Origin of the sequence: Flintibacter sp. HCN-6482 (genome assembly GCF_037892565.1) — a bacterium.
Taxonomy (GTDB): domain Bacteria; phylum Bacillota; class Clostridia; order Oscillospirales; family Oscillospiraceae; genus Lawsonibacter; species Lawsonibacter aceti.
Genome location: NZ_JBBKBK010000001.1, coordinates 516,400 through 540,395, shown reverse-complemented (window position 1 = coordinate 540,395; position 23,996 = coordinate 516,400). Strand labels below are relative to the sequence as shown.

20 protein-coding genes are annotated in these 23,996 nt (G+C 54.4%); 5 read left to right on the top strand and 15 right to left on the bottom strand.

Annotation, left to right across the window (positions count from 1 at the left end):
• Positions 1-234 precede the first annotated feature (234 nt).
• From WKS99_RS02585 to WKS99_RS02535, 12 genes are all read right to left on the bottom strand, one after another.
• Complete coding sequence (locus WKS99_RS02585) at positions 235-936, bottom strand: response regulator (protein ID WP_147570868.1); 702 nt, start codon at positions 934-936, stop codon at positions 235-237.
• Positions 929-3,574 (bottom strand): sensor histidine kinase KdpD, encoded by a 2,646-nt coding sequence (locus WKS99_RS02580; protein WP_340405280.1) that lies wholly within the window; start codon positions 3,572-3,574, stop codon positions 929-931. The genes WKS99_RS02585 and WKS99_RS02580 overlap by 8 nt, the downstream gene beginning before the upstream one ends.
• 34 nt (positions 3,575-3,608) lie before the next feature.
• Entirely contained in the window at positions 3,609-4,094 is a 486-nt protein-coding gene (locus WKS99_RS02575; protein ID WP_186852821.1) for a LysR substrate-binding domain-containing protein, read from the bottom strand.
• 33 nt (positions 4,095-4,127) lie between these two features.
• Positions 4,128-4,778, bottom strand: coding sequence for a potassium channel family protein (locus WKS99_RS02570; RefSeq protein ID WP_147570865.1), 651 nt, complete (start codon positions 4,776-4,778; stop codon positions 4,128-4,130).
• 26 nt (positions 4,779-4,804) lie between these two features.
• Positions 4,805-6,139 (bottom strand): TrkH family potassium uptake protein, encoded by a 1,335-nt coding sequence (locus tag WKS99_RS02565; protein ID WP_147570864.1) that lies wholly within the window; start codon positions 6,137-6,139, stop codon positions 4,805-4,807.
• Between the two features lie 123 nt (positions 6,140-6,262).
• Entirely contained in the window at positions 6,263-6,460 is a 198-nt protein-coding gene (locus WKS99_RS02560) for a hypothetical protein (RefSeq protein ID WP_243200987.1), read from the bottom strand.
• A gap of 157 nt (positions 6,461-6,617) precedes the next feature.
• Entirely contained in the window at positions 6,618-7,499 is an 882-nt protein-coding gene (locus WKS99_RS02555) for a hypothetical protein (protein WP_262669342.1), read from the bottom strand.
• 29 nt (positions 7,500-7,528) lie between these two features.
• On the bottom strand, positions 7,529-8,212 hold the full coding sequence (gene kdpC, locus WKS99_RS02550) for a K(+)-transporting ATPase subunit C (protein WP_186852818.1): 684 nt from the start codon (positions 8,210-8,212) through the stop codon (positions 7,529-7,531).
• A gap of 15 nt (positions 8,213-8,227) precedes the next feature.
• Positions 8,228-10,288: a potassium-transporting ATPase subunit KdpB gene (gene kdpB / locus WKS99_RS02545; RefSeq protein ID WP_147570861.1), complete on the bottom strand. Its 2,061-nt coding sequence runs from the start codon at positions 10,286-10,288 to the stop codon at positions 8,228-8,230.
• A 15-nt stretch (positions 10,289-10,303) separates the two neighbouring features.
• Positions 10,304-12,127, bottom strand: a complete 1,824-nt coding sequence (locus WKS99_RS02540) for a potassium-transporting ATPase subunit KdpA (RefSeq protein ID WP_186852817.1) — start codon at positions 12,125-12,127, stop codon at positions 10,304-10,306.
• Between the two features lie 36 nt (positions 12,128-12,163).
• Positions 12,164-12,241 (bottom strand): K(+)-transporting ATPase subunit F, encoded by a 78-nt coding sequence (gene kdpF / locus WKS99_RS13415; RefSeq protein ID WP_081692053.1) that lies wholly within the window; start codon positions 12,239-12,241, stop codon positions 12,164-12,166.
• A 281-nt stretch (positions 12,242-12,522) separates the two neighbouring features.
• Positions 12,523-14,472 carry a DUF4118 domain-containing protein gene (locus WKS99_RS02535; RefSeq protein ID WP_340405279.1) on the bottom strand — a complete coding sequence of 650 codons (1,950 nt, stop codon included), beginning with the start codon at positions 14,470-14,472 and terminating at the stop codon, positions 12,523-12,525.
• A 495-nt stretch (positions 14,473-14,967) separates the two neighbouring features.
• On the opposite strand from WKS99_RS02535, the gene WKS99_RS02530 reads away from it, so the two are divergent.
• The 4 genes from WKS99_RS02530 (at position 14,968) to WKS99_RS02515 (ending at position 17,944) form a co-directional block, all read left to right on the top strand.
• Complete coding sequence (locus WKS99_RS02530; protein ID WP_147570859.1) at positions 14,968-15,168, top strand: alpha/beta-type small acid-soluble spore protein; 201 nt, start codon at positions 14,968-14,970, stop codon at positions 15,166-15,168.
• Between the two features lie 340 nt (positions 15,169-15,508).
• A complete protein-coding gene (locus WKS99_RS02525; RefSeq protein ID WP_340405278.1) occupies positions 15,509-16,411 on the top strand; it encodes a transporter substrate-binding domain-containing protein in 903 nt (300 codons plus the stop codon).
• Between the two features lie 93 nt (positions 16,412-16,504).
• Positions 16,505-17,146, top strand: coding sequence for an amino acid ABC transporter permease (locus WKS99_RS02520; protein WP_147570857.1), 642 nt, complete (start codon positions 16,505-16,507; stop codon positions 17,144-17,146).
• 12 nt (positions 17,147-17,158) lie between these two features.
• Positions 17,159-17,944, top strand: coding sequence for an amino acid ABC transporter ATP-binding protein (locus WKS99_RS02515; RefSeq protein WP_340405277.1), 786 nt, complete (start codon positions 17,159-17,161; stop codon positions 17,942-17,944).
• Positions 17,945-18,074: 130 nt separating this feature from the next.
• On the opposite strand, the gene clpB is transcribed toward WKS99_RS02515, so the two are convergent.
• Together clpB and WKS99_RS02505 are read right to left on the bottom strand one after the other, a co-directional pair.
• Positions 18,075-20,669: an ATP-dependent chaperone ClpB gene (clpB, locus tag WKS99_RS02510; protein WP_186852814.1), complete on the bottom strand. Its 2,595-nt coding sequence runs from the start codon at positions 20,667-20,669 to the stop codon at positions 18,075-18,077.
• A 186-nt stretch (positions 20,670-20,855) separates the two neighbouring features.
• Positions 20,856-21,287 carry an Hsp20/alpha crystallin family protein gene (locus WKS99_RS02505; RefSeq protein ID WP_243200985.1) on the bottom strand — a complete coding sequence of 144 codons (432 nt, stop codon included), beginning with the start codon at positions 21,285-21,287 and terminating at the stop codon, positions 20,856-20,858.
• Between the two features lie 243 nt (positions 21,288-21,530).
• Here WKS99_RS02505 and WKS99_RS02500 point away from each other — a divergent pair, with 243 nt between their 5' ends.
• Positions 21,531-22,520, top strand: a complete 990-nt coding sequence (locus WKS99_RS02500; protein ID WP_340405276.1) for a 2-hydroxyacid dehydrogenase — start codon at positions 21,531-21,533, stop codon at positions 22,518-22,520.
• A gap of 63 nt (positions 22,521-22,583) precedes the next feature.
• Here WKS99_RS02500 and WKS99_RS02495 read toward each other — a convergent pair whose 3' ends face one another.
• Positions 22,584-23,915 carry a 2-hydroxyacyl-CoA dehydratase gene (locus tag WKS99_RS02495; protein ID WP_262669337.1) on the bottom strand — a complete coding sequence of 444 codons (1,332 nt, stop codon included), beginning with the start codon at positions 23,913-23,915 and terminating at the stop codon, positions 22,584-22,586.
• Between the last annotated feature and the right edge of the window lie 81 nt (positions 23,916-23,996).

Here is a 23,996-nt window from a genome sequence, read left to right as displayed (position 1 = left end):
AACATCCTGTGTGAAACTTGAACTGTTTGGAGACCTGTGAAAAGTAAATATTTATATCGGCGGATTGCCTCAAAAAAGCGCATTGTATGCCTTGCATACAATGCGCTTCATTTACCTATAAAGCAGAACTTTTCTGCATATTTACATCTGTTTCTGGATAGTAAACATGAAGGCCGCGAGGAATGAAAAGTATAAAACACTTTGCTGTACAGTCGTTCTTGCTTCCGCTCAAAATTATTCTACTTTCAGCATACGGTACCCTACCCCAATGTGAGTTTGGATATATTGAGGAGAGCCCGGTTCTTTTTCTAACTTCTTGCGCAAAGTCGCCATAAATACGCGCAGAGAAGCCACATCATTTTCCCAGCTTCGTCCCCAAATCTGTTGGGTAATAAAGGTGTGAGTCAGCACCTTGCCCAGATTTTTGCAAAGCAGGCATAACAGCTTGTACTCACTGGGCGTCAAGTGCAGTTCCTGGCCATCCAGAAAGGCACAGCCGGCAGCATAGTCCACCTTCAACTTCCCATTGGTGAAAACAGCGCCAGAAGTCAGCATGCCGGTCTGCAAAGTGGCCAAGCGCCGCTGAGTCACACGCAGACGGGCCAGCAGCTCCTCAACAGAGAACGGTTTGGTCAAATAATCGTCCGCGCCGGCGTCCAGTGCGCCGATCTTGTCTGTATCTTCACTTCGGGCACTGAGGACAATAATGGGCAGATTCGACCAAGAGCGGATGCGGCGGATCACTTCGACGCCGTCCATATCCGGTAGCCCCAAGTCCAGCAGGACAATCTCCGGGTTATGGGAACTGGCCTCCAAGACTGCGGATTCTCCGTTCGCCGCGGTCAGGAAACGATAATCATGGGCACGCAGCGTTGTGGTAATCAAGTTTCGGACTGCCACATCGTCCTCAACTACTAAAATCAATGGTTTATTCATGCAGATCTACCTCCCTGGCTGGTATAGAAAATGTAAACATAGCCCCATGAGGTAACTGATCCGAAACTGTGATCTCACCGCCATGGGCGTTAACAATTGACTTGCACAGTGCCAAGCCTAACCCCATACTGCGGCGGCTGTCCACAATTTGGTTGGATGCACTGTAAAACATATCAAAAATATGAGGTTTCGCTTCGTCAGAGATTCCCGGTCCATTGTCGGCCACAGTGATCAGGACATATTTCCCCTGCCGTTTCCAGCTGATATCAATGTCTGAACCGGGCGGTGTGTATTTGATGGCGTTATCCACCAGATTAATCACGACCTGGACAATCAGGCGGGCATCCATCTGAGCCAACAAGTAGTCGTCACCCTGCGTGTGCAGATGGTAGTCCACACTTTTACGGTTGATGTGCCGCAGGGCCTCAGACACCACATCATCTACCAGCTCGGTGGAAATATGCAGGTTCATCCTGCCCCCATCCAGCCGGCTGACAGATAACAGATTTTCCACTAAATTGATCAGCCATATTGAGTCGTCATAGATATCTGTATACATCTGCTGTCTGGTCTTAGCATCAAACATATCTCCGTTGGAGAGAAGATTGCTGGCGTTCCCAGAAATGGAGGTGAGCGGAGTACGCAGGTCATGGGAGATGGAGCGCAGCAAATTGGCCCTGAGCTGTTCGTTTTTAGCCAAGACCGCGGCGGCCTCCTTTTCCTCCAGATGCCGCTGATTTTCCATTGCCAGGGCGCACTCCTCCAATACAGAGAGGAGAATGCTGTTTTCGGAGGTCTCCAACCCCTTGCCCGCTGCCGCAACCCCTACGACTCCATATATATGCTCACCGGCCCGTACCGACAGGTAAGTGCATCGAGCATCGGAAAAAGTTTCTGTACCAGCACCGGCCCGCTTGTTATTGGTCAAGACCCACTGGGCCACCTGTTTTTCCTGGTCCGTGGTGTACTGCGCTTTGAGGTCAGACTCCTCTGCCAAAAGAATCTCCGGCTCCTGGAGCTTCTCATCCTTTACACAGTAGACGACGATATCCCGCTGCAAAATCTTCAGCAGCTGATCCGCAATGATAGAAAGAATCTCCGTTTGGCTTCCCGCTTTTTGCAAATCTTGGCTGGTTTCAAGCAAAATCTTTGTCCGCCAAGCCATCTGCGCAGAGTGCTTGGCCAGGGATTTGAGCTTGGCAGCCAGGGAGCTAGTAAGAAACGAAACCACAAACATCACGACAAACGTGACCGGATAGTCGTTGCTGTGTACATTTAGGGAAAACCTTGGCTCCGTGAAAAAAAAGTTGAAGGCCAACACACCCGCGATCGAGTTAATGAGACTGTATACGGAGTTTTTGGTAAATACCGAGGTCAGCATAACTCCCAAAATATAGACTGTAATAATGTTAGTTTCATTCAGTCCCAGGCAGTGAAACAGGGACCCGATGATGGTGGCCAGCGCCAAAATCAGTATGCTTTTCGCCAAATCGATTAGAGAAACTGAGGGAGTATGCAGAACCTCCCGATAGCGGGAAGTGAATCTGTTTGATCTTCTGTTATCCGGGATGATGTGGATGTCAAAATCCGGAGCAAGTTCGATCAACTGTTCTGTGAGCGACGCTTTTCGAAAAATGTACCGATGTGGTATCATATCGCGGCCCAATACGATCTTTGTAATGCCGGACAGTCTAGAATACTCCGCAATCTGGTAGGCAATATCATCACCGTATACTGTTTCAATGGATGCTCCCAGCTTCTGCGCCAGTTTCAGATTATCGCGCAGACGCTCCCGATCCGACTGCGGCATCCACTGAAACTTGCTGGTTTCTACGAACAGGGCAGTAAAGCCGCACCGGAATGCGCCCGCCATACGGGCCGCGGTGCGGATGACCTGCGCATTGGATGGCGCAGAAGAGAGGCACACCAGAATGTGCTCCTGCATACGGTACAGCGCCTGACTTTGGGCGGGCTGGGTCGAGGCATAGAGGGCCGAACGGTCTGCACACCGGCGCAGTCCAAGCTCCCGGAGAGCGTTCAGTTGGGATAAGGTGCAGCCGGCTGATGGTATTCGGGCGCCGCACCCCTGTTTCAAACGATTCTGCAGCTGCTCCGGTTCCATATCTATGAATTCCACATGCGACGCCTGGTCAAATACGCAGTCTGGAATCCGCTCACTCTCCGGTGCCCCAAAGATTTCAAAAACCGTTTCCTGGATACTCTCGATATGCTGAATATCCACGGTGGTGTAGACATCGATGCCGGCTTTCAACAACTCTTCAATGTCCCGATAGCGGTTCTTGTGGCGAGAGCCTTCGGCATTCACATGGGATAGATCATCAATCAGAAGAATCTGTGGTCTTCGCTTCAGACAAGCATCCAGGTCGATCTCATAGATTACGTCATCGCCCGCTGTAACTGCCCGCTGGGGCATAGACTCAAATGGTTCCGCCATAGCCTGTGTCTGGGGCCACTGGCTGCAGGAGAGCAACCCGATAACCACATCACCGCCCGCCCGATGGACTTGTGTTGCGGCCTCCAGCATTCGAAAGGTCTTCCCAGTGCCTGAGAAGTAGCTTGCAAAAATCGTCAGAGCGCCTCGGCCCTTTTCTATCCTTACTGCAGTTTGTTGCTCCATACAATCACCTCCAACGGCCTTATTATAACACATTTCAGTCACTTCTTCCGCAAAGCCGCTGGACAAGTTTTTGAATGGGGATGGGAGATTGGATGTCTTTCCAAAGAAGCTTTTGCCGCTGATTTTCCGTATCTGCGGGCATCAGTGTCATGCCATCGACGGAAAGCGGCTGGGGGCAGCATATAAAGCAGGCACTGTGGGTCTGGCCGCTGTCTTCCGCTTCAGCGGAAACTACTGCTATGTCGGTAACTCCGGACTCAAGATCTCTCATAATTTCCCATTCTTTCCCCATGTACATCTTGATTTCTATATCCGGATACTGCCCCTGCAGTTCCTTTAGGGCTCTTGCAACCGGCGCCAAAGCACAGGGATTTGATATGGCAATCTTTAAAGAACAGGAGTCCCCCTTCGCTTGTGTGGAAGGCTGGACGCTGTCCAGAAAACAGTCCAGCTTTCCTGCCAGGAAATAGCCAAACAGTACAAGCGCCAGAAATCCGCCAAATAAAACCACACCTTCCATCACAAATTCATCCTTTCCCGCAAGGAAGCTGTCCTATATATGGAAACACTTTTGAATATCCTTGTGCGTACCCAAAATCAGCATGGTGCAGTTTGCCGGCAGACACGTTTCTGGGGTTATGACCGTCATGGAGAACTTTCCATTTTGCTTAATCGCCATGATGCTCACATGATACCGCTTACGTACGTCCAACTGTCCAATCGTTTTCCCGACCCAGCTCTTGGGGACGCCGATTTCAAACATAGCGTGGTTATCACCTAAGTCGATATAATCCGATATATTGTCTGAGCTATACCGAATTGCGGTCTGAATCGCCATTTGTTTTTCGGGGTAGACCACGTCATCCGCCCCATTGCGAAGCAGAAATTTGGCCTGAATGTCGCGTGTAGCCCGAGCCACTACCTTTACTGCCCCTAATTCTTTCAGAAGGGATGTGGTCTCCAAAGAACTCTGAAAGTTATCCCCAATGGCCACGATGCACACATCAAAGTTACACACCCCAAGGGACGCAAGAAATTCCTCATTGGTGCTGTCCCCAATCTGGGCGTTGGTCACATAGGGCAGTATCGCGTTTACCCGATCTTCATTTTGATCCACTACCATCACTTGATGGTTCAACTCATGCAGCTTGATTGCGATATGTCGGCCGAAGCGGCCCAAACCAATCAGCAGAATTGTTTTCATTGTTTCGTCCTCTTTTATTTACAGATTCATCCTACTGTGATGTGCTCCTGCGGGAGCCTGGCGCTGGAGTGTTGTGTATTGGACAGGGTAGCAAAAATCAGCGTGAGCCCGCCTACCCGCCCGAAAAACATCAATACAATCAAAATCAGGTGGGAAGCGGTCTGCAGCTGCGGGGTCAGCCCCAGAGAAAGGCCTACTGTTCCGATAGCGGAAGCCGTTTCGAACAGGCAGTCCAGAATGGGCTGCTCCTCTAGCCGGCTGATGATCAACCCGCCCGCCAGGGGCAGCGTAAGATACATCATGAAAATCGTCGCTGCCTGAGATACAGTTTCCCTGGCAATTCTGCGGTTAAAGAAGTGAGGAAACTCACTGCGTCGAAAAACTGCCATGGCATTGGCCAGCAGAACGGCTAAGGTAGTGATTTTCATGCCGCCGGCGGTGGAACCGGGGGAGCCGCCAACAAGCATAAGAACTGTTATAATGGACTGGCCGCTTTCACTCATCGCATTCAAATCCGCCGTATTAAATCCGGCAGTCCGGGGCGTAACCGCTTGAAAGAAAGATAGAAGCAGCCGTTCTTTCAGAGGGGCTTGTGCAAACTCAAAGAAGTAAAAGTAGATGCTGGGAATTAAGATCAGTCCACAAGTGACAGTCAAAATCACCTTGCTTTGCATTCGGTATCGAGAAATATGTAGATGGTTTGTCCTGATATCGTCCCAGGTTAAGAAGCCAATACCCCCGATAATAATGAGCAACGGGATAGTCAGGGAAATCACTGGATTGTCCGAGTAATCCGTTAAGGAAGAAAAGGGGGCTTTAATGCCCATCAAATCAAATCCAGCGTTGCAGAAGGCAGAAATGGAATGGAACAGAGCATACCAAACCCCCTTTACCAGACCAAACTCCCTCCAGAACGTAGGAAGCATCACAGCCGCCCCTACCATCTCCGCCACCAGGGCTGTTTTGAGGATGAACCCCGTCAAACGCACGACTCCACCCACTTTAGGCGCCGCAATAGCTTCCTGCATGGTGCTCCGCTGTATAAGCCCGATCTTGCGGCCAGAGAGGATGGAGAACGCGCCCGCCACGGTCACAACTCCTAATCCGCCGATTTGAATCAACAAAATGATGATAAACTGCCCAAACTCTGACCAGTAGGTCGCCGTATCATGGATCACCAGTCCTGTCACACAGACAGCGGAGGTCGCAGTGAACAGGGAGTCCAAGAACGAAGTAGTGGTACCAGACTGAGTCGAGATGGGAAGCATTAGCATTAGGCTTCCAAGCAGGATTACGAGGGAGAATCCTATGATAATAATTTGAAACGGCGATGTGTTATTTTTATGGAAAATTTGCCACATAAGCCTTAACCCTCTTAATATGCCTTTATATCTTCTTAAGCAATATTATCCACACTTAGTCTTAATGAAGCGTTAGCATATCTGCCTTGGCATTAAAGGAATATTAAGGCCATCGCCATTGTGTTACATCACTCCAAAAATCCATGCCATCGGTAGGACGATACCAATTGTACAAATAAATACCGCAGCCAATATAAAAAGAGGCATCCCAATAAAAACCGTCAGAAAGCCCAGCAATTTGTGTTGGAGCATAAACTGTTCCAAAGACGCATCAAACCAAGCATTAAAATGGTGCAGACGTTTTTTCATTGCGGACATCATAGCAATCCCTCCTTGCAGGCCCTATCATAATCCCGTGGAGTTAAAAGTGGGGAAAAGAAACCTTTTGTGGCATTAAGGGTACAATAAGAGGTCGGCGGCCAGCCGAATGAATTCAGACTGGCCGCCGGCTATATCAACGAGAGCGGAAGGGAGCCGCTCAACGCCTGAGGGGGAAGAGCACCTTCATCAATACCTGTGCTGCGGAATTACCGTGGTCTATGCCAAAGTAGAGCTTCTTTCCCTGCCGATCCAGCAGTACAAACTGCCCATCCCGGCACAGGAATCGAATACCAAGCTCCTCGAGAACGCGATAGAGCGCGAGATGCCACTCGATCCAGTTTGGAATATCGCCCTGAAGCAAAGCATTGCGGAGCCATTCAAATTCAGGCTGCGGCAGCCCCTTCTCCAAAAATGTGCGCCACAATTGACATTTCTGCTGGGCCGTCAAAGCGGACAGATACACGCCGGTCCGGCTCTGATCCTCCGCCTCCTGCAAGATTACATAACAAAAGGAAAGTGTGTGATCGATCCGGCACAGCTTCTGCTGCTCCAAGAAGTCGGCGTACTTCCACTCCAGCGCCACAGCCTCCATATCATATTCCGCCGCGTTCAGCAGCCGGGACATACACTCCGCTGTCTGAGGCTCCGGGAACTGAATGCAAAGATACAGGTCCCGGAGCTCATTGTACCAGAGGCCAGAGATACTGTGCTGCCGGACAACAGCCGATTTGCCATCGTTGGGAAAGGACAGCCCGACCAGTTCATCCTGGCTGCCCAGGCCAAAGGCCTGGACCGGCCACACCCGCTGGATCTCATAGATCAACGGGCCGAAGGTCTCCGCAAATTCCTGAACTGGGAGATCCAGCAGCTCATAACCGAATTGCAGTTGGCTGCCATCTGTTTGAGTCCTGCTGGACTGCCCGAACCAGTTTTTCAGGGACCGAATCAGGCAAATTACCAGCATGGCTGGACTCTCGTCGGTGGCCATGGTCTGCGGTGCAAATCGGCGTTCAGCCATTTTTTCAAAGTGAACTTCCATACCAGTCTATCCTCTCTGAAGAAAGGCGCTCAGTGGTTGACCTCGCTCACCAGGCCCATGGCCAGGGCAATGTCCAGGTTGACGCCCAACACATTGACAGTCTCCTCGCCGAATACGCCCAGTGTTTTGTCCTGCGTATTGTCGGCGATTATCTGACGGACCTGCTCATCGCTGAGGCCAGAGGCCTCTACAATGCGGGGGACCTGAACATCGGCAGAGGCGGGAGAGATGTGGGGATCCAGGCCGGAGCCGGAGGCGGTCATCAGATCAGTGGGGATGTCCTCGCGGCTGACACCAGGGTTTTTCTCCAGAAAGGCCGCAATGTCGGCCTCCACACGCTCGGCAAGGGCGGGGTTGGAGGGGGCGTAGTTGTTGGAGCCGGAGCTCAGGCCGGCAAACGCGGAGCCGTCGTTGTAATACTGCTCTACCTGGCCGTCGCCGTCGGTATCCTCCTCATAGTAGGTGTTGTAGTGATAGGCGGAGGGGCGGCTCCACATGAAGTAGTCCTCAGTGAACTCCTGCCCCACATTCTTGGCGCCTACTGCCACGCCGTCCGCCATTACCAGAGTGCCCTGGGCCTGGCTGGGGAAAATCAAGGCGGACAGGCCGCTGAGAAGCACCGGGAACACCAGGCCGCACAGCACCAGCAGCGCCACCGTAACCAGGAAGGCCTGACGGATATTGTGGCCCATACCATATTTTGTCTCGTTCATAGTTCAGGTCCCTCCTTAGATTCCAAAGCCAATCATAGTCAGCAGCGGAGCGATAATCATATCGATGACCTTAATGCCGATAAAGGGGGCAATCACACCGCCCACGCCGTAGATCATCATGTTCCGGCCCAGCATTCTTCCGGAGGACATGGGGCGGTACTTGACGCCCTTCATGGCCAGGGGGATCAGGCAGGGGATGATGATGGCGTTAAAGATCAGGGCGGAGAGAATGGCGCTGTAGTTGCTGGCCAGCCCCATGATGTTCAGCACGTTCAGCTCAGGGATAGCCAACTGGAACATGGCGGGGATGATAGCGAAGTACTTTGCGATGTCGTTGGCGATGGAGAAGGTGGTCAGAGAGCCGCGGGTAATCAGCAGCTGCTTGCCGATCTCCACCACCTCCAGGATCTTGGTGGGGTCGCTGTCCAGGTCCACCATGTTGGCCGCCTCCTTGGCGGCGGTGGTGCCAGAGTTCATGGCCAGACCCACATTAGCCTGGGCCAGAGCGGGGGCGTCGTTGGTGCCGTCACCAGTCATGGCTACGATCTTGCCTTCAGCCTGTTCCTTTTTGATCAGGGCGATCTTGTCCTCCGGCTTGCACTCTGCGACAAAGCCGTCCACGCCGGCCTCCTTGGCGATGGTAGCTGCCGTCAGGGGGTTGTCGCCGGTACACATGATCGTCTTGATGCCGATGGCGCGCAGCCGCTGGAATCGCTCCACCATGCCGGGCTTTACTGTATCCTTCAGATAGATGACACCCAAGATCTTATTGTTTTCACACACCACAAGGGGGGTGCCGCCCAGGGAGGAGACCTCCTCCACATGGGTGTGCAGGTCAGCAGGAATCCTGCCGCCGTTTTCCTTTACATACTGCTCGATGGCGTCGCTGGCGCCCTTGCGGATCTTAGTGCCGTCGGGCAGATCCACGCCGCTCATGCGGGTCTGGGCAGTGAATTCGATGAATACAGAGCCTGTGGTCTCCTCACTGCTGTCACCCAGCCGGCGGGCCAGCTCCAGCGTGGACTTGCCCTCGGGGGTCTCGTCGTGGAGGCTGGTGAGGGCGGCGCAGCGGATCAGGTCGCTGCGGTTGGCCCCCTCCACCGGGAAGAAGTCGGCCGCCAGACGGTTGCCGAAGGTGATGGTGCCGGTCTTATCCAGAATCATGGTGTCCACGTCGCCGCAGGCCTCTACCGCCTTACCGCTCATAGCGATAACGTTAAAGCGGGTCACCCGGTCCATACCCGCGATGCCGATGGCGGACAGCAGGCCGCCAATCGTGGTGGGGATTAGGCATACCAGCAGGGCAATCAGGGTGGAAACAGGGATCTGCACACCGCTGTACACAGCGAAGGGGTACATGGTCACCACCACAATCAGGAAAATGATGGTCAGAGATACCAGCAGGGTGTTCAGCGCAATCTCATTGGGGGTCTTTTTGCGGGAGGCACCCTCTACCAGAGCGATCATCCGGTCCAAAAAGCTGTTTCCCGGCTCAGATGTAATGCGGATTTTCAGCCAGTCGGACACCACGGTAGTGCCGCCGGTGACTGAGCAGAAGTCGCCGCCACTCTCCCGGACCACAGGGGCAGACTCGCCGGTGATGGCGGACTCATCCACCGAGGCGATACCCTCGATGACCTCGCCGTCACCGGGGATGACTTCGCCAGCCACCACCATGACCACGTCGCCCTTCTTCAGCTCGCTGGAACGGACGATGCTCTCGTTGCCGTCCTCATGGAGCAGGTGAGCCTCGGTGTCCTTCTGCGTCTTTTTCAGACTGGCCGCCTGGGCCTTGCCGCGGCCCTCGGCCACGGCTTCGGCGAAGTTGGCAAACAGAACGGTGATAAAGAGAATGACGCACACAATGATATCATAAATCCGTAGGGAGGCCGCGTCCACATCCCCGAACAGGCCGGGGAAGAAGGAGAGCAGCAGAGTAATGAAGAAGCCAATCTCCACCACGAACATAACGGGGTTTTTCATCATATAGCGGGGATTGAGCTTGACAAACGCGCCCTTCACCGCCCCCCGGAGAATCTCCGGGGTGATAAATTTTTTGTTTTGTTTCTTACTCATATGAAAACGCCCTCCTTAGGCCCACAGGGTCAGATGCTCTGCGATGGGGCCAAGTGCCAGCGCGGGGAAGAAGGTCAGCGCTGCGAAGATATAGACTACGAACACCAGGATCACAGCGAAGGACAGAGTATCCGTACGCAGGGTCCCGACGGTCTCGTTGACGAACCGCTTGCGCATCAGGGAGCCGGCGATGGCCAGCTGAATGACGATGGAGAGATACCGGCCGAAGAACATGGCCAAGCCTGCGGTGATGTTCCAGAAGTAGGTGTTGTCTGCCAGGCCCTCAAAGCCGGAACCGTTGTTGGCCGCGGAAGAGGAATATTCATACAGCACCTGGCTCAGGCCGTGGAAGCCTGGGTTGGTGATCCCCTCCAGACCTCCGGAGGTGGAAACCGCCAGGGCGGAGAAGAACAGGATCAGGAAGGGATGGATGATAATGCACAGCGCGGTGAGTTTCATCTCCCGGCCCTCGATCTTCTTACCCAGGTACTCGGGCGTGCGGCCGATCATCAGCCCACAGATGAACACCGCCAAGATGGCGTACATAATCATATTCATCAGTCCAACACCCTTGCCGCCAAAGACCACGTTGAGCATCATGTGCAGCAGGGGGATCATGCCGCCCAGGGGGGTCAAGGTATCGTGCATGTTGTTGACGGTGCCTGTGGTAAACGAGGTGGTAGTTGTGGTGAACATGGCGGACTGCGCGATGCCGAAGCGCACTTCCTTGCCCTCCATGCTGCCCATGGACTGGCTCAGGCCAATCTTGGCCAGCGCCGGGTTGCCCTGAAGCTCGGCCCAATAGCAGACGCTCAGACCAACCAGGAAGATGATGCCCATAGCCAGGAAAATCGTGCGGCCCTCCCAGCCGTAGATGGCAGCGGTCAGGCTGTGGTCGTTCAGGCGGGGACCATGAGATGTGCCAGCGGAAGATGTGGTAGACAACTGACCGCCAGAAGCGCCGCCCTTAGGCGAATTCTTATCATCGTCGTCCTTGTCATCTTTCTTCCTGCGGCCGCGGACCATCTTGCCGAAGGTGATGACGCAGGCGCCGGGGAAGAGCATCATGGAGTACAGCTCAATCAGGTCGGAAATAATGGTGGGGTTCTCCAATGGAGTGGAGGAGTTGGCACCCAGGAAGCCGCCGCCGTTGGTGCCCAAGTGCTTGATGATCTCAAGGGCGGCGATGGGGCCCATGGCGATGGTTTGGAAGGTGCCCTCCAGAGTATTCAACACGACGTTGGAATCAAAGTTCTGGGGCACGCCCTGCCACACCAGCAACAGGCCGCCCACAATGGAGAACGGCAGCAACAGACGGGTGGTGATGCGGGTCAGGTCGGCAAAAAAGTTGCCCACATCATCTTTGGTCTTGCCGGTCAGCCCGCGGATAAACGCGATGCAAGCGGCGTAGCCGCTGGCGGCAGAGACGAACATCATAAAGATGATGACCAGCATCTGGCTTAAGTAACTCAGTCCGGACTCGCCGGAGTAATGCTGTAGATTCGTGTTGGTCATGAAGCTGATGATGGTGTTGAACGCCAGAGTCGGCTCCATGTTGCCAATGTTGTTGGGGTTGAAGATCCCGACGCTCTGAATACGCAGGATCAGGTAGCCGATGGCCACCATGACCGCGTTGGTCCCCACCAGAGCCAAGGCGTACTGTTTCCAGTTCATGCCCTGATGGGGATTTACGCCGCCAATTTTGTAAATAACGCCGTCCAGACGGTCAAAGACCGGATCGGCCAAGGTGTGGTTCCATGTGGCGATATGATACATATACCGTCCAACCGGAATGACAATAATCAGAAAAATGATAATTGTCAACGCCAGCTGCAACATATCGTATTCCTCCTATTTTCTGCGGTATTAGGCATCTCAGAAGCGCTCCGGGTGCACCAGCGCGTAAACGAGATAGGCGCCCAGCAGCAGAACGATAATTCCAAGTGCAATCACAGTTTTGCTCTCCTTTCCGTGAGATTTAGGATTCCGGGTTATCCAACTGCTTTTGGCACCAGCGGATCAAGAGCCATACCAGACCGAAACTGACCGCCAGAGTCCCTATCATGAAAATGTCCATCATTCAATCATTTCTCCTTTCTCTTCTGGCTGACAGCTAGTGTTTGTCAGCCTCAAATTACCTCCATAGGATACTGCAATCCATAAAAAGCGAGGATTAAGGATTCCACGTTCGTATTAACAGAAAATAAAAATTGGCTGCACTGTCCTCTAAGAAATTACTCCTGTGAGCGGTCCATTCCCCAGGTCTGCTCCGATTCCACGCGGATACGCTCCTGGCTGAGTCCGCACTCGCCAAGGATAGCGATCATCAGGTTTTTCTCAAAGGCATCCGGCACAGGATAACCGGAAATGGGGATCCCCACGATTCCCATGGGCCCACGGGTACCACGCACGGACAGAAACAGCCATTTGGAGTCAGGCAGCGTGTTGGTGGTAGCTCCGGCGTGCTTGTTGTTCTTCTGCACCCACTTGGCCACACCGATATCTTCCGTACTCAGCCCTGCTACCAGTGCCTGTTCGTCCGCTGGCTCGATCCGAAAACTCAGTTCCGTCTCTGGGCTGCTCAAAGCATAAAGAACGGGTCTATCAAACAGCCGGCTGAGTTGTTCCGCTGTTAGGCGCAGGCAATCCCATTCCGTGCGGACAGTCTGCAGCTTTTGGCTGCTCTCCAGCAACAACTCCGTGTAATAGCTTTTCTCCGCCGCCATACTGGCCTGCGTTTTCACCCGGCTGGCCAGAGAGCTGGCAATAATGCTGGAGGTAAGCATGATCAGGAAGGTCACAGGATAGCTGGGGTCGGTGGCCTGAAAGGAGAAGCGTGGCTCTGTAAAGAAAAAATTGAAGGCTGCGACACTGATAAGAGAACTAGCCGCGCCGTACAGGTGCCCGTTGGTGGAGACTGCAGTCAGCAGCACGCCGAGAATGTAGACGGTAATGATATTGGACTCGCTGAAGCCGGCCTGGTAAAATCCGAAGCCAAGCGCCGTAGCAAGAAGCAAGCAAAGCAGAGTAGTCCCCAAGTCCCGAATGGAGAATCGTTCCTTTGACCGCCGGACCTTCTGCATCGGCCTTTTATAGATCGGCTGCCTGTCAGGGATGATATAGACATCCAGGTCTGTCTGCTCAATCAGGCGGTCGGCCAGGCTCTTTTTCCGCAAGATGGGGTTCTGTTTGTGGTTCATTCGGCCCATGACGATCTTCGTCACTCCGCTGACCCGGGCATATTCCGCGATCTGTTCCGCCGGATCGGTACCGTAAACAGTGGCGATCTGAGCGCCTAGCTGCTCCGCCAGGCGCAGGTTGCTCCGCAGGCGTTTAATATTTTCCCCAGACAGCTCCTTGGTCTCCGGCGTCTGGACAAACAGTGCCGTAAACCCGCTGTGGAATGCCTCTGACATCCGGGCGGCGGTTCGGATCACCTTGGCGTTTGACGGGGCGGAGGACAGACAGATCAGGATATGTTCCCCCGCTTTGGCACTTTTCTCTTTCCCTTTGCTCACCGCGGAGCGGTTGAGCTGGTCTGCGGTCCGACGCATGGCAATCTCCCGCAGGGCAGCCAGATTTTCCGTAGTAAAGAAATTCTGCAATGCCCGCTTTGCCTGCTGTGCACGGTAGATCTTCCCCTCTCTCAGACGTTTCTCTAGGTCGGAGGGTTCGATGTCCACCAGTTCCACCTGGCTGGCCCGGTCAAATACATAGTCGGGGATTCGCTCATTCACCACAACGCCTGTGATGGAGGAAACCAAGTCATTTAAGGACTCCAGATGCTGGACATTCACGGTAGTGTAGACGTTAATGCCCGCCTGGAGGAGTTCTTCCACATCCTGATACCGCTTCATATGGCGGCATCCTGGGACATTGCTGTGCGCCAGTTCGTCCACCAGGATGAGCTGTGGGTGACGGTCAAGCGCTCCAATCAGGTCGAACTCCCGCAGCTTGATCCCACGGTAGTCCGTCTCCATAGTGGGAAGGACCTCCAGCCCATCCAGCAGCGCCAGAGTCTCCGGTCTGGCATGGGGCTCTACATAGCCCACCACCACGTCAATGCCCTCCCGTTTAGCATGGTGAGCCGCCTCCAGCATGGCATAGGTCTTGCCCACCCCGGCGGCATAGCCGAAAAATATTTTTAATTGACCGGAAGCTACCAGGTTCCCTCCATCATGCAAAGGATTGTCCTTCCCTGAAACCATGTGAACTTCACTTCCCCTCCGATTTATTCTGGAAATCATTTTCTATTTTGCTATCCTATCATGCCAGACATTATTGCGTTATTAAGGAGTGTATATCTGATATTAAGATGGGCTTAGGATATAGCCAATTAAGAGTATTTTGGCGGAAAGAGCTAGGCAAAAAATAAAAATGGATTGTCTCTCCGAAGTTTGTGTGCTCCAGTTGGATTGTATAGAGGCAATATTTTGTGGTTGGCGTTTTATCCTTCAAGAGAAATAGGAAAGTATCGCGCGCAGCTATTTGTCAGTTGTGCGGTGTACGCTAAAAGAGAAATTTGCTTATTTAAGCAATCATAAGAGGAAAGGATATTTCAGGAAAATTGCCTGGATAAGGAAAGATGATACAGGTATAGTTGATCCGGCTGGGGAAATGATATGCGTGGATGTTCCATCCAAACCAAAACAGTCAAACAGTAAAAGGAGAGAGGAATCATGTCTAGTAACAACAGCAATAAAATTATGGTGCCTAATGCCCGTGAAGCGATGAACAAGTTTAAGATGGAAGCTGCCAACGAGGTGGGCGTCAACCTGAAGCAGGGTTACAATGGCGACCTGACCAGCAAGCAGGCTGGCTCCGTGGGCGGCCAGATGGTCAAGAAGATGATCGAGTCCTACGAGAACGGCATGAAGTAATCTGGTCCACATTGGGACAGATTATGAGCGCCTTTTGAGTGAGGCAGATCAGGGGCCGGGCGGTTTATCTCTCGGAGGAGCACTGTCAGTTGGACATGAGGATGAACGACCTCATTCCCGTGACAGTTTTCCTCCAACAAAGGGGATGGCCGTCCGGCCCCCTTATCTTGTGGAAGGTGATATTTTTTCCGGAAAGAGGAAGGAGAGCGTTTGGCAAAAAAGAAAATCAAAAAAATTTTTCATTTTCCTCTTTACAATATCGCATTAGCGTGCTAAAATGCGAAAGTGTCACAGGGAGTGATCCCTGGGGTTTGCTGAAAGAATTGGAGGATACATAACTATGAAAAAGACTCTTTCTCTTGTTTTGGCCTTGGCCATGTGCCTGTCTCTGGCCGCCTGCGGCAATAACGGCGCTCAGGACCAGTCCAGCCAGTCCGGCTCCAATGCCTCTGCCTCGGATGGCAGCTCTGGAAGCCAGCAGGGGGACAACAGCTCTGTGGACGCGGCGGACTCCGACTGGGCTAAGATCGAGAGCAACGGTACGATGAAGATCGGCATTACCTATTTTGAACCCATGAATTATTTTGACGACAATGGCGAGCTGACTGGCTTTGAGACTGAGTTTGCCACCGCCGTCTGCGAGAAGCTGGGTGTCACCCCTGAGTTTGTGGAGATCAACTGGGACAGCAAGATCATGGAGCTCCAGGCCCAGACCATCGACTGTATCTGGAACGGCATGACCATTACCCCTGAGCTGCAGGAGGCTCTGACCATCTCTGATCCCTACATCAAGAACTACCAGGTGGTGGTGATCCGCTCCGACAACGCCGATGTCTATACGTCCACCGCCGACCTGGTGGGTAAGACGGTGGAGGCCGAGGCCGGCTCTGCCGGTGAGGCCGCCATCATTGGCGAGGGTGCAGACGAAAGTCTAAAGCAGGCTGAGTACATCTCCGCTGCCAAGCAGACCGACACCCTTCTGGAAGTCAAGACTGGCGCCGCCGACGCCGCCGTACTGGACTTTGTACTGGCCGGCGCTATGGTGGGCCAGGGGGACTACTCCGATCTGATGATTATCCCCGATCTGCAGCTGTCCGTGGAGGAGTACGGCGTCGGCTTCCGCAAAGACTCCGATGCGGCTGAGAAGGTCAATGAGGCCATGCAGGCGCTCATTGAGGACGGCACTTTGAATACCCTGGCTGAGAAATATGACTTGGCTGAACTGCTGCTGGCCAATCAGTAAAAAGAAAAGACACGGCGACCAGACCGCAAGGCAGGGGGGAGCGATCCCTCCTGCCCTGTGCTGTGTTTGATGGGAAGGCAAAGGAGAGAGAACATGAGTTTTCAGACTGTGAACGTCATGCTGGGGAAGAGCTTTTTGCTCAACTGCCAGATATTCTTCGTGACACTGTTGCTGGCGCTGCCGCTAGGGCTGATCGTGTCCTTTGGGTCCATCAGTCGCTGGAAGCCGTTGAGCGGGGTCTCCCGGCTGTATGTCTATCTGATGCGCTCCACCCCACTGATGCTCCAGCTGGCCATTGTATATTATTTGCCCGGTTTTTTGAATCCTGGACATATGCTTCCCAGGATGACGGCTGCTTGTCTGGCCTTTGTGCTTAATTACGCGGCCTATTTCTCAGAAATTTTCCGGGGCGGTATCCAGGGCGTACCCAGAGGGCAGCAGGAGGCTGGACAGGTGCTGGGCATGACAAAGGGCCAGATTTTTTACCACGTCACGCTCCTCCAGGTCATCAAGCGCATCGTCCCGCCCATGGGAAATGAGATCATCACCCTGATCAAAGACACCTCTCTGGCTAACTTTATCATGGTAAAAGAGGTCATCGCCATGGCGAAGGAGTTTGGAAACAAGGCTATGATCTGGCCATTGTTCTATGCCGGTGTGTTTTTCCTGGTGTTCAATGGACTGGTCACATTTCTGTTGAGCCGGACAGAGAAAAAGCTGGATTACTTCAGATGAGGAGGCGCTGAAATGGCTGTTTTACAGGTCAAGAATATCGAAAAGCACTTTGGGGCCACCCGTGTGCTGGAGGACATCAGCTTCGAACTGGAGCAGGGCCAGGCCCTAGCCATCATCGGCTCCTCCGGCAGCGGAAAGACCACGCTGCTACGCTGCCTAAATTTTTTGGAAACCCCGGATCAGGGACAGATCCTGGTCCAGGATAAGATCCTTTTTGACGCCGCTGACCCCTCTACCCAGAGGGAGAGCGAGATCCGCAAGAAAAGGCTCCACTTTGGGATGGTTTTCCAGTCATTTAACCTCTTTCCCCAATACACCGCGCTGGAAAATGTGACCCTAGCCAGCCAGCTTCTGGCCAGGGAACGTCCCGATTTTAAGGAGAAAAAAAAGGAGATCTACGCCCAGATTGAGAAAGATGGCCGGGAACTGTTGGGCAGGATGGGGTTAGCCGACCGGGCTGGCCATTATCCCCACCAGCTCTCCGGCGGCCAGCAGCAACGGGTGGCCATCGCCCGGGCGCTGGCTCTCAAGCCGGATATTCTCTGCTTTGACGAGCCTACCTCTGCCTTGGACCCGGAGCTCACCGGCGAGGTGTTGAAGGTTATCCGCTCCCTGGCGGAGCAAAAGACCACCATGATCATCGTCACCCATGAGATGGCCTTTGCTCGGGATGTGGCTGACCAGGTCATCTTTATGGATGGGGGCGTCATCGTGGAACAGGGACCTGCCCGCCAAGTCATTGAGCACCCTGCGCAGGAGAGGACCCGCCAGTTTCTTGCCCGATACGCGGAGAGCTGAATGGAAAAATAGAGGAGGGGCACAGCCGCGGCTGTGCCCCTCCTCTGTTTTTGGGGATAAATATGGGGGAAATTCCTATCTTTGGAGCTGTTAGGGGCAAATCGACCTGATGAAATGAGGAATCGAAAACTCAAAGCACAGTCAACTGGCCATCCCTGACATCAACAGACAGATGGGCACCAGGCTCCACCTGATCGGCTATAATCTTTCGACCGATGAGGGTCTCCACTGTGTGCTGGAGATAGCGGCGCAGGGGGCGAGCCCCGTAGATGGGGTCATAAGCCGCGTCAATGATATGGGACTTAGCGTCGGCAGTCAGCTCCACGGTGAGCTGCTGATCCGCCAGGCGGCGGTTCAGATCGGCCACCAGAAGGTCAATAATATGGGTGACGTTATCCTTTGTCAGCGGCTTGTAGAACACAATTTCATCCAAACGGTTGAGGAACTCCGGGCGGAAGGACCGCTTGAGCAGCTCGCTCACTTGGTTCCGGGCCTCCTGACTAATCTCACCGTCTGAGCCGATGCCGTCCAGCAGGAACTGGCTGCCCAGATTGGAGGTTAGAATGATGATGGTGTTCTTAAAGTCCACCGTTCTTCCTTGACTGTCCGTAATACGACCGTCATCCAATACCTGAAGTAATATATTGAATACGTCAGGGTGAGCCTTCTCCACCTCATCAAAAAGGATGACGGAGTAGGGCTTTCTCCTCACCGCCTCCGTGAGCTGGCCGCCCTCCTCATAGCCCACATATCCCGGAGGGGCGCCGATGAGCCGGGACACGGAGAATTTCTCCATATATTCGCTCATGTCGATGCGCACCAGGTTCTTTTCGCTGTCGAACAGGGCTTCGGCCAGAGTTTTGGCCAGCTCGGTCTTACCTACGCCGGTAGGGCCCAGGAACAGGAAGGAGCCGATGGGCTTGCTGGGGTCGGCGATCCCGGCCCGGCTGCGCAGGATAGCCTCGGATACCAACCTTACTGCCTCGTCCTGTCCTACCACCCGCTGGTGGAGGATATCCTCCAGGTGGAGCAGCTTGTCCCGCTCCCCCTCCATCAGCCGGGCCACCGGGATGCCGGTCCAGCGTTCAATGATGCGGGCGATTTCCTCCTCGGTGACCTTGTCCCGCAGGAGAGAGCGGGCCTTGCCCTCGTTGGCGATGCTCTCCTCCGCCTCCAGGGCTTTCTTCAGCTCCGGGATGCGGCCATATTGCAGCTCGGCGGCTTTCTCCAGGTCGTACTCCCGCTGGGCTTTCTCCAGGGCGGCGTTGGCCGCCTCCAGCTCCTCCCGCAGCTTCTGTACCTTGCCGATGGCCCCCTTCTCGTTGTCCCACTGGGCTTTCTTGGCCTTGAACTCTTCCCGCATATCGGACAGTTCCCTCTGAATCTCAGCCAGATGCTCCTGGGACAGCTTGTCGGTCTCCTTCTTCAGGGCGGCCTCCTCAATCTCGTGCTGGATGATCTTCCGCTGGATGATGTCCAGTTCAGTGGGCATGGAGTCCATCTCGGTGCGGATCATGGCACAGGCCTCGTCCACCAAGTCGATGGCCTTGTCCGGCAGGAAGCGGTCGGTGATATAGCGGTTGGACAGGGTCGCGGCGGCAATGATAGCCCCGTCCGTGATTTTGACCCCGTGGTACACCTCATACCGCTCCTTGAGCCCCCGGAGGATGGCGATAGCGTCCTCTACTGTGGGTTCGTTGACCATCACGGGCTGGAACCGACGTTCCAGGGCGGCGTCTTTCTCGATATACTGCCGGTACTCGTTGAGAGTGGTGGCGCCGATGCAGTGGAGCTCGCCACGGGCCAGCATGGGTTTGAGCAGGTTGCCTGCATCCATACTGCCCTCAGTCTTGCCAGCGCCCACAATAGTGTGCAGCTCATCAATGAAGAGGATGATGCGGCCCTCGGACTTTTTGACCTCGTTGAGGACGGCCTTCAGCCGCTCCTCGAACTCCCCCCGGTACTTGGCCCCGGCCACAAGGGAGCCCATGTCCAGGGAGAAGATCGTCTTGTCCTTCAGGGAACCGGGCACATCTCCCTTGACAATCCGTTGAGCCAGACCTTCAGCGATGGCGGTCTTGCCCACGCCGGGCTCGCCAATGAGCACAGGGTTGTTCTTGCTCTTACGGGAAAGGATGCGGATGACATTCCGGATTTCATCGTCCCGGCCGATGACCGGGTCCAGCTTGTTCTGGCGGGCCCGCTCCACCAAGTCGGTGCCGTATTTCTTCAGGGCGTTATAGGTATCCTCCGGGTTGTCCGAGGTCACCCGTTGGTTGCCGCGGACGCTGGCCAGAGCCTGCATCACCTTCTCCCTGTCCACATGGTAGGTGCGGAATAACTCCTTTAAGGCACTGTCAGGCTGTGCCAGCAGACCGAGGAAGATGTGTTCCACTGAGATGTACTCGTCCTTCATGGCCTGGGCCTCTTGCTCCGCGCCGCGGAGGGCCCTGTCCACATCCTGGGACACATAGACCTTGTCCGCTTCCCGGCCGGACCCGGACACTTTAGGCAGTTTCTGGACCTCCCCCTTCACTGCCGCCTCAAAGCTGGGAACAGTCATGCCCATAGCGGCGAGCAGCTGGGGAATGAACCCCTCGTTGTCACTGACCAGGGCCAGCAACAGGTGGGGCTGCTCGATCTGCTGATTGCCGTATTCCTGGGAGATGTCCCTGGCCCCCTGGATGGCGGCCAGGGATTTTTGAGTAAATCGATCCATATTCATGAAAAGAAACCTCCTTTAACTTTGGTTTCAAGATTGTCATAAATTAGCACTTGACTGAATTGTTTGCTAAAACAAAAATACACCAACCTGAGATATTTTGCAAGAAAAAATTTGACGCTCGCTGGCTGGCGTATACACCGGCACCCCCAAAAAAGGGCAGGCTCTGAAGCCTGCCCTTCCTTCTGGTCACTGAATGGCGATCCTTCTGCTTTGAGGCTGTATCTCAGCCATCTTAGGCAGAATCAACGTCAACACTCCGTTCTCATAGGAGGCTCGGATAGCGTCCTCCTGAATGCCAGAGGCATCAAAGGAGCGGACAAAAGAGCCGACCCGGCGCTCCCGACACAGGTATTGGCCCTGGTCGTCCCGCTTCTCCTGCTTTTCCTCGTGCTGGGCAGAGATGGTCAGGATGCCTTCCTTCAGCTCCAAATGGATATCCTCCTTTTGGAAGCCAGGCAGTTCAGCTTCCAAAAGGAAGTGGTCACCCTCATCCCGGATATCGGTCCGAAAGGCGGTGGGCTGGCGGTTTGCGGGAGGGAAGAAGCTGCGCTCCAGGTCATCAAAAATCGTGTCTAGACCGCCGTGATAGCGGCCAAAGGGGATCATACTGTACATCATAAGAAACTCCTTTCTGAGGTGGGGGTCCGATCTCAGCGGCCCTTCCTGCCTCACTTAACTTTGGTCCTAGTATATCGTCCAAATGTGAACAGTTCTTGCACACTTTGTGTATAAATTGTAAATATTAGCACTCTTATTATTTGAGTGCTAATATTGGAGTGTTGTACCAACAAAAAAAGTGTGCTACAATATTTATATTCTTTCCCAGAGGAAAAAATTTATCAATGACCGGGAGGATGAATCATGAAAGTATTGATCTTAGGGCCGAAGGCACGCTATGAGGCCTATATGCCGGAGTTTGTTGCACAGCTGCCCTTTGAAACGGCCTACTGTTCTCTGGACCAGTCCCCACAACAGGCGGCGCGGGAAAACGCTGATGCCCAGATCCTGTTCACCGACCCCATCGTGGACGTGACGGGAGAACTGATGGACCTGATGCCCGGTCTGAAGCTGATCCAATCGGAGGGGGTGGCCTACAACCGGATTGATCTGGAGGCGGCCAGGGCCAGGAACATTTTTGTGTGCAACAATAAAGGCTGCAACGCCGCTTCAGTGGCGGAGCATACGGTGATGCTCATGCTCATGGCTCTACGTCACGGTATTACTGGCCACAACGCCCTTCGGGAAGGCCGTCAACGCGAGATGAAGGAGGCGGTCATGGCCTCCAACTCTCCGGAGTTGGGTCTATCCACTGTGGGCTTGGTAGGGCTGGGGGACATCGGTACCGCCACAGCCAGGCTGCTGGCTCCCTTCGGCTGCAAGATGTACTACTACACCGCCCACCGCCGTCCACCCCAGGTAGAGGAAGAGCTGAACGTGGAATATCTCCCACTGGAGGAGCTGGTGTCCCAGTGCGACATTGTATCTCTCCATTGTGCAGTCACCCCGGAGACCACTCATATGGTGGACAAGGCTCTGCTAGACAAGTTCAAGCCGGGAGCCATTTTAGTGAACACCTCTCGTGGCCTGTTGGTGGACAGCCTGGCCGTCCGGCAGGCCCTCATCGACGGCCGACTGGGTGCCATCGCTATGGATGTCTTTGAACCGGAGCCCACTCCCGCTGACCACCCCCTGGTGGACCTCCCTCCAGAGGTCGCGGACCGGGCCATCTACTCGCCCCATCTGGGCGGCAATACCGGCGGCTCCTTCCACCGGGCCCACACCAATATGTGGACCTCGGCCCAGCTGGTGCTGGAGGGGAAGCGGCCCAATTTTATCGTCAATGGGCTGTGAGAAAAAAGAAAAGAGGACCCGGTACACCACTGTACCGGGTCCTTTTTTGTTGAGAGGGAAAGCTTAACTGTGGGCATGAGCCAGCTTGGGAGCCACTTCAGGCTGGGGCGCTCTGGGCGCGGGGGACTCCTGATGAGTCAGGCCCTTGGCGTTGGCCAGCATCAGCTTGATGCGGTTCTCCTGGTTGATCTTGGTGGCGCCTGGGTCGTAGTCGATGGCCACCACGTTGGAGTAGGGGTACTCGTCCTTCAGCTTGCGGATCATACCCTTGCCCACGATGTGGTTGGGCAGGCAGCCAAAGGGCTGGGTACACACGATATTGTTGGTGCCGGAGTGGATGAGCTCCAGCATCTCGGCGGTGAGGAGCCAGCCCTCGCCCATCTTGTTGCCGTCGCCCAGATAGCCATGGACCAGGGAGTGGAGCTCCTGGAAGGTGCCGGGGGCACGGAAGCGGCCGGACTTCTTCAGAGCGGCGATCATATCCTTCTGACAGCCCTCGATATAGGACATGAAGGCCCGGCAGGCGGCCTTCTTGATCCACTTCCCGCCGTACAGATCCACATCAGCCACCCGGTTGTAAATCTTGAAAATAATGAAATCGGTCAGGCCGGGGACTACGGGCTCCACGCCTTCGGAGAGCAGGAACTGCTCCAAATTGTTGTTGCCCAGGGGGGCGAACTTCACATAGATTTCCCCAACCACGCCCACACGAATCTTGGGTTCACCCTGGACAGGGATGGAGGCGAAGTCGGCGCAGATCTGGTCAAAGAGAGCCCGCATCTGCCCTCGGCTCATGCCCTTCCCACTCTGGAAGCCGTCTACCAGCTTCTGAGACCAGTGGGCGATCATGGCGTCGGCCTTTCCCTGCTCTACTTCATAAGGGCGGACCTGATTGGCCACGTTGACGATGATGTCTCCATACATCATGGCAAAGACCGCCTTGCGAATGAAGGGGAGGGTCAAGGAAAAGCCGGGGTTCTTCTCCAGGCCGGACAGATTGACGGAAACCACAGGAATATAGCCCATGTCCGCTTTCTCCAGAGCCTTGCGCAGCAGGTGGATATAGTTGCTGGCCCGGCAGCCGCCGCCAGTCTGGGTGATGAGCAGGCCCACCTTGTGGGGGTCATAGCCGCCGTGCTTCACCGCGTCGATGAGCTGGCCGATGACCAGCAGAGCGGGATAGCAGGTGTCGTTATGGACATATTTCAGGCCTTCATCCACAATGCCCCGGTGGTTGGTGGTGAGCATATCCACCTTGTAGCCCTCACACTCCAGCAGCTTCTGCATCATGCCGAAGTGGACGGGGAGCATCTGGGGCATCAGGAGGGTATACTCCTCCTTCATCTCCTTGGTGAACAGCAGACGGCCAGTTTCGTCATAAACTAATTTTGCCATAAAAAAGTCCCTTTCTGAAAAGAGTGGAGAGCGGGGATTCAGTGTCCGGCTCCGCCGGGTGATTCAAAACCTGTTCGCCTT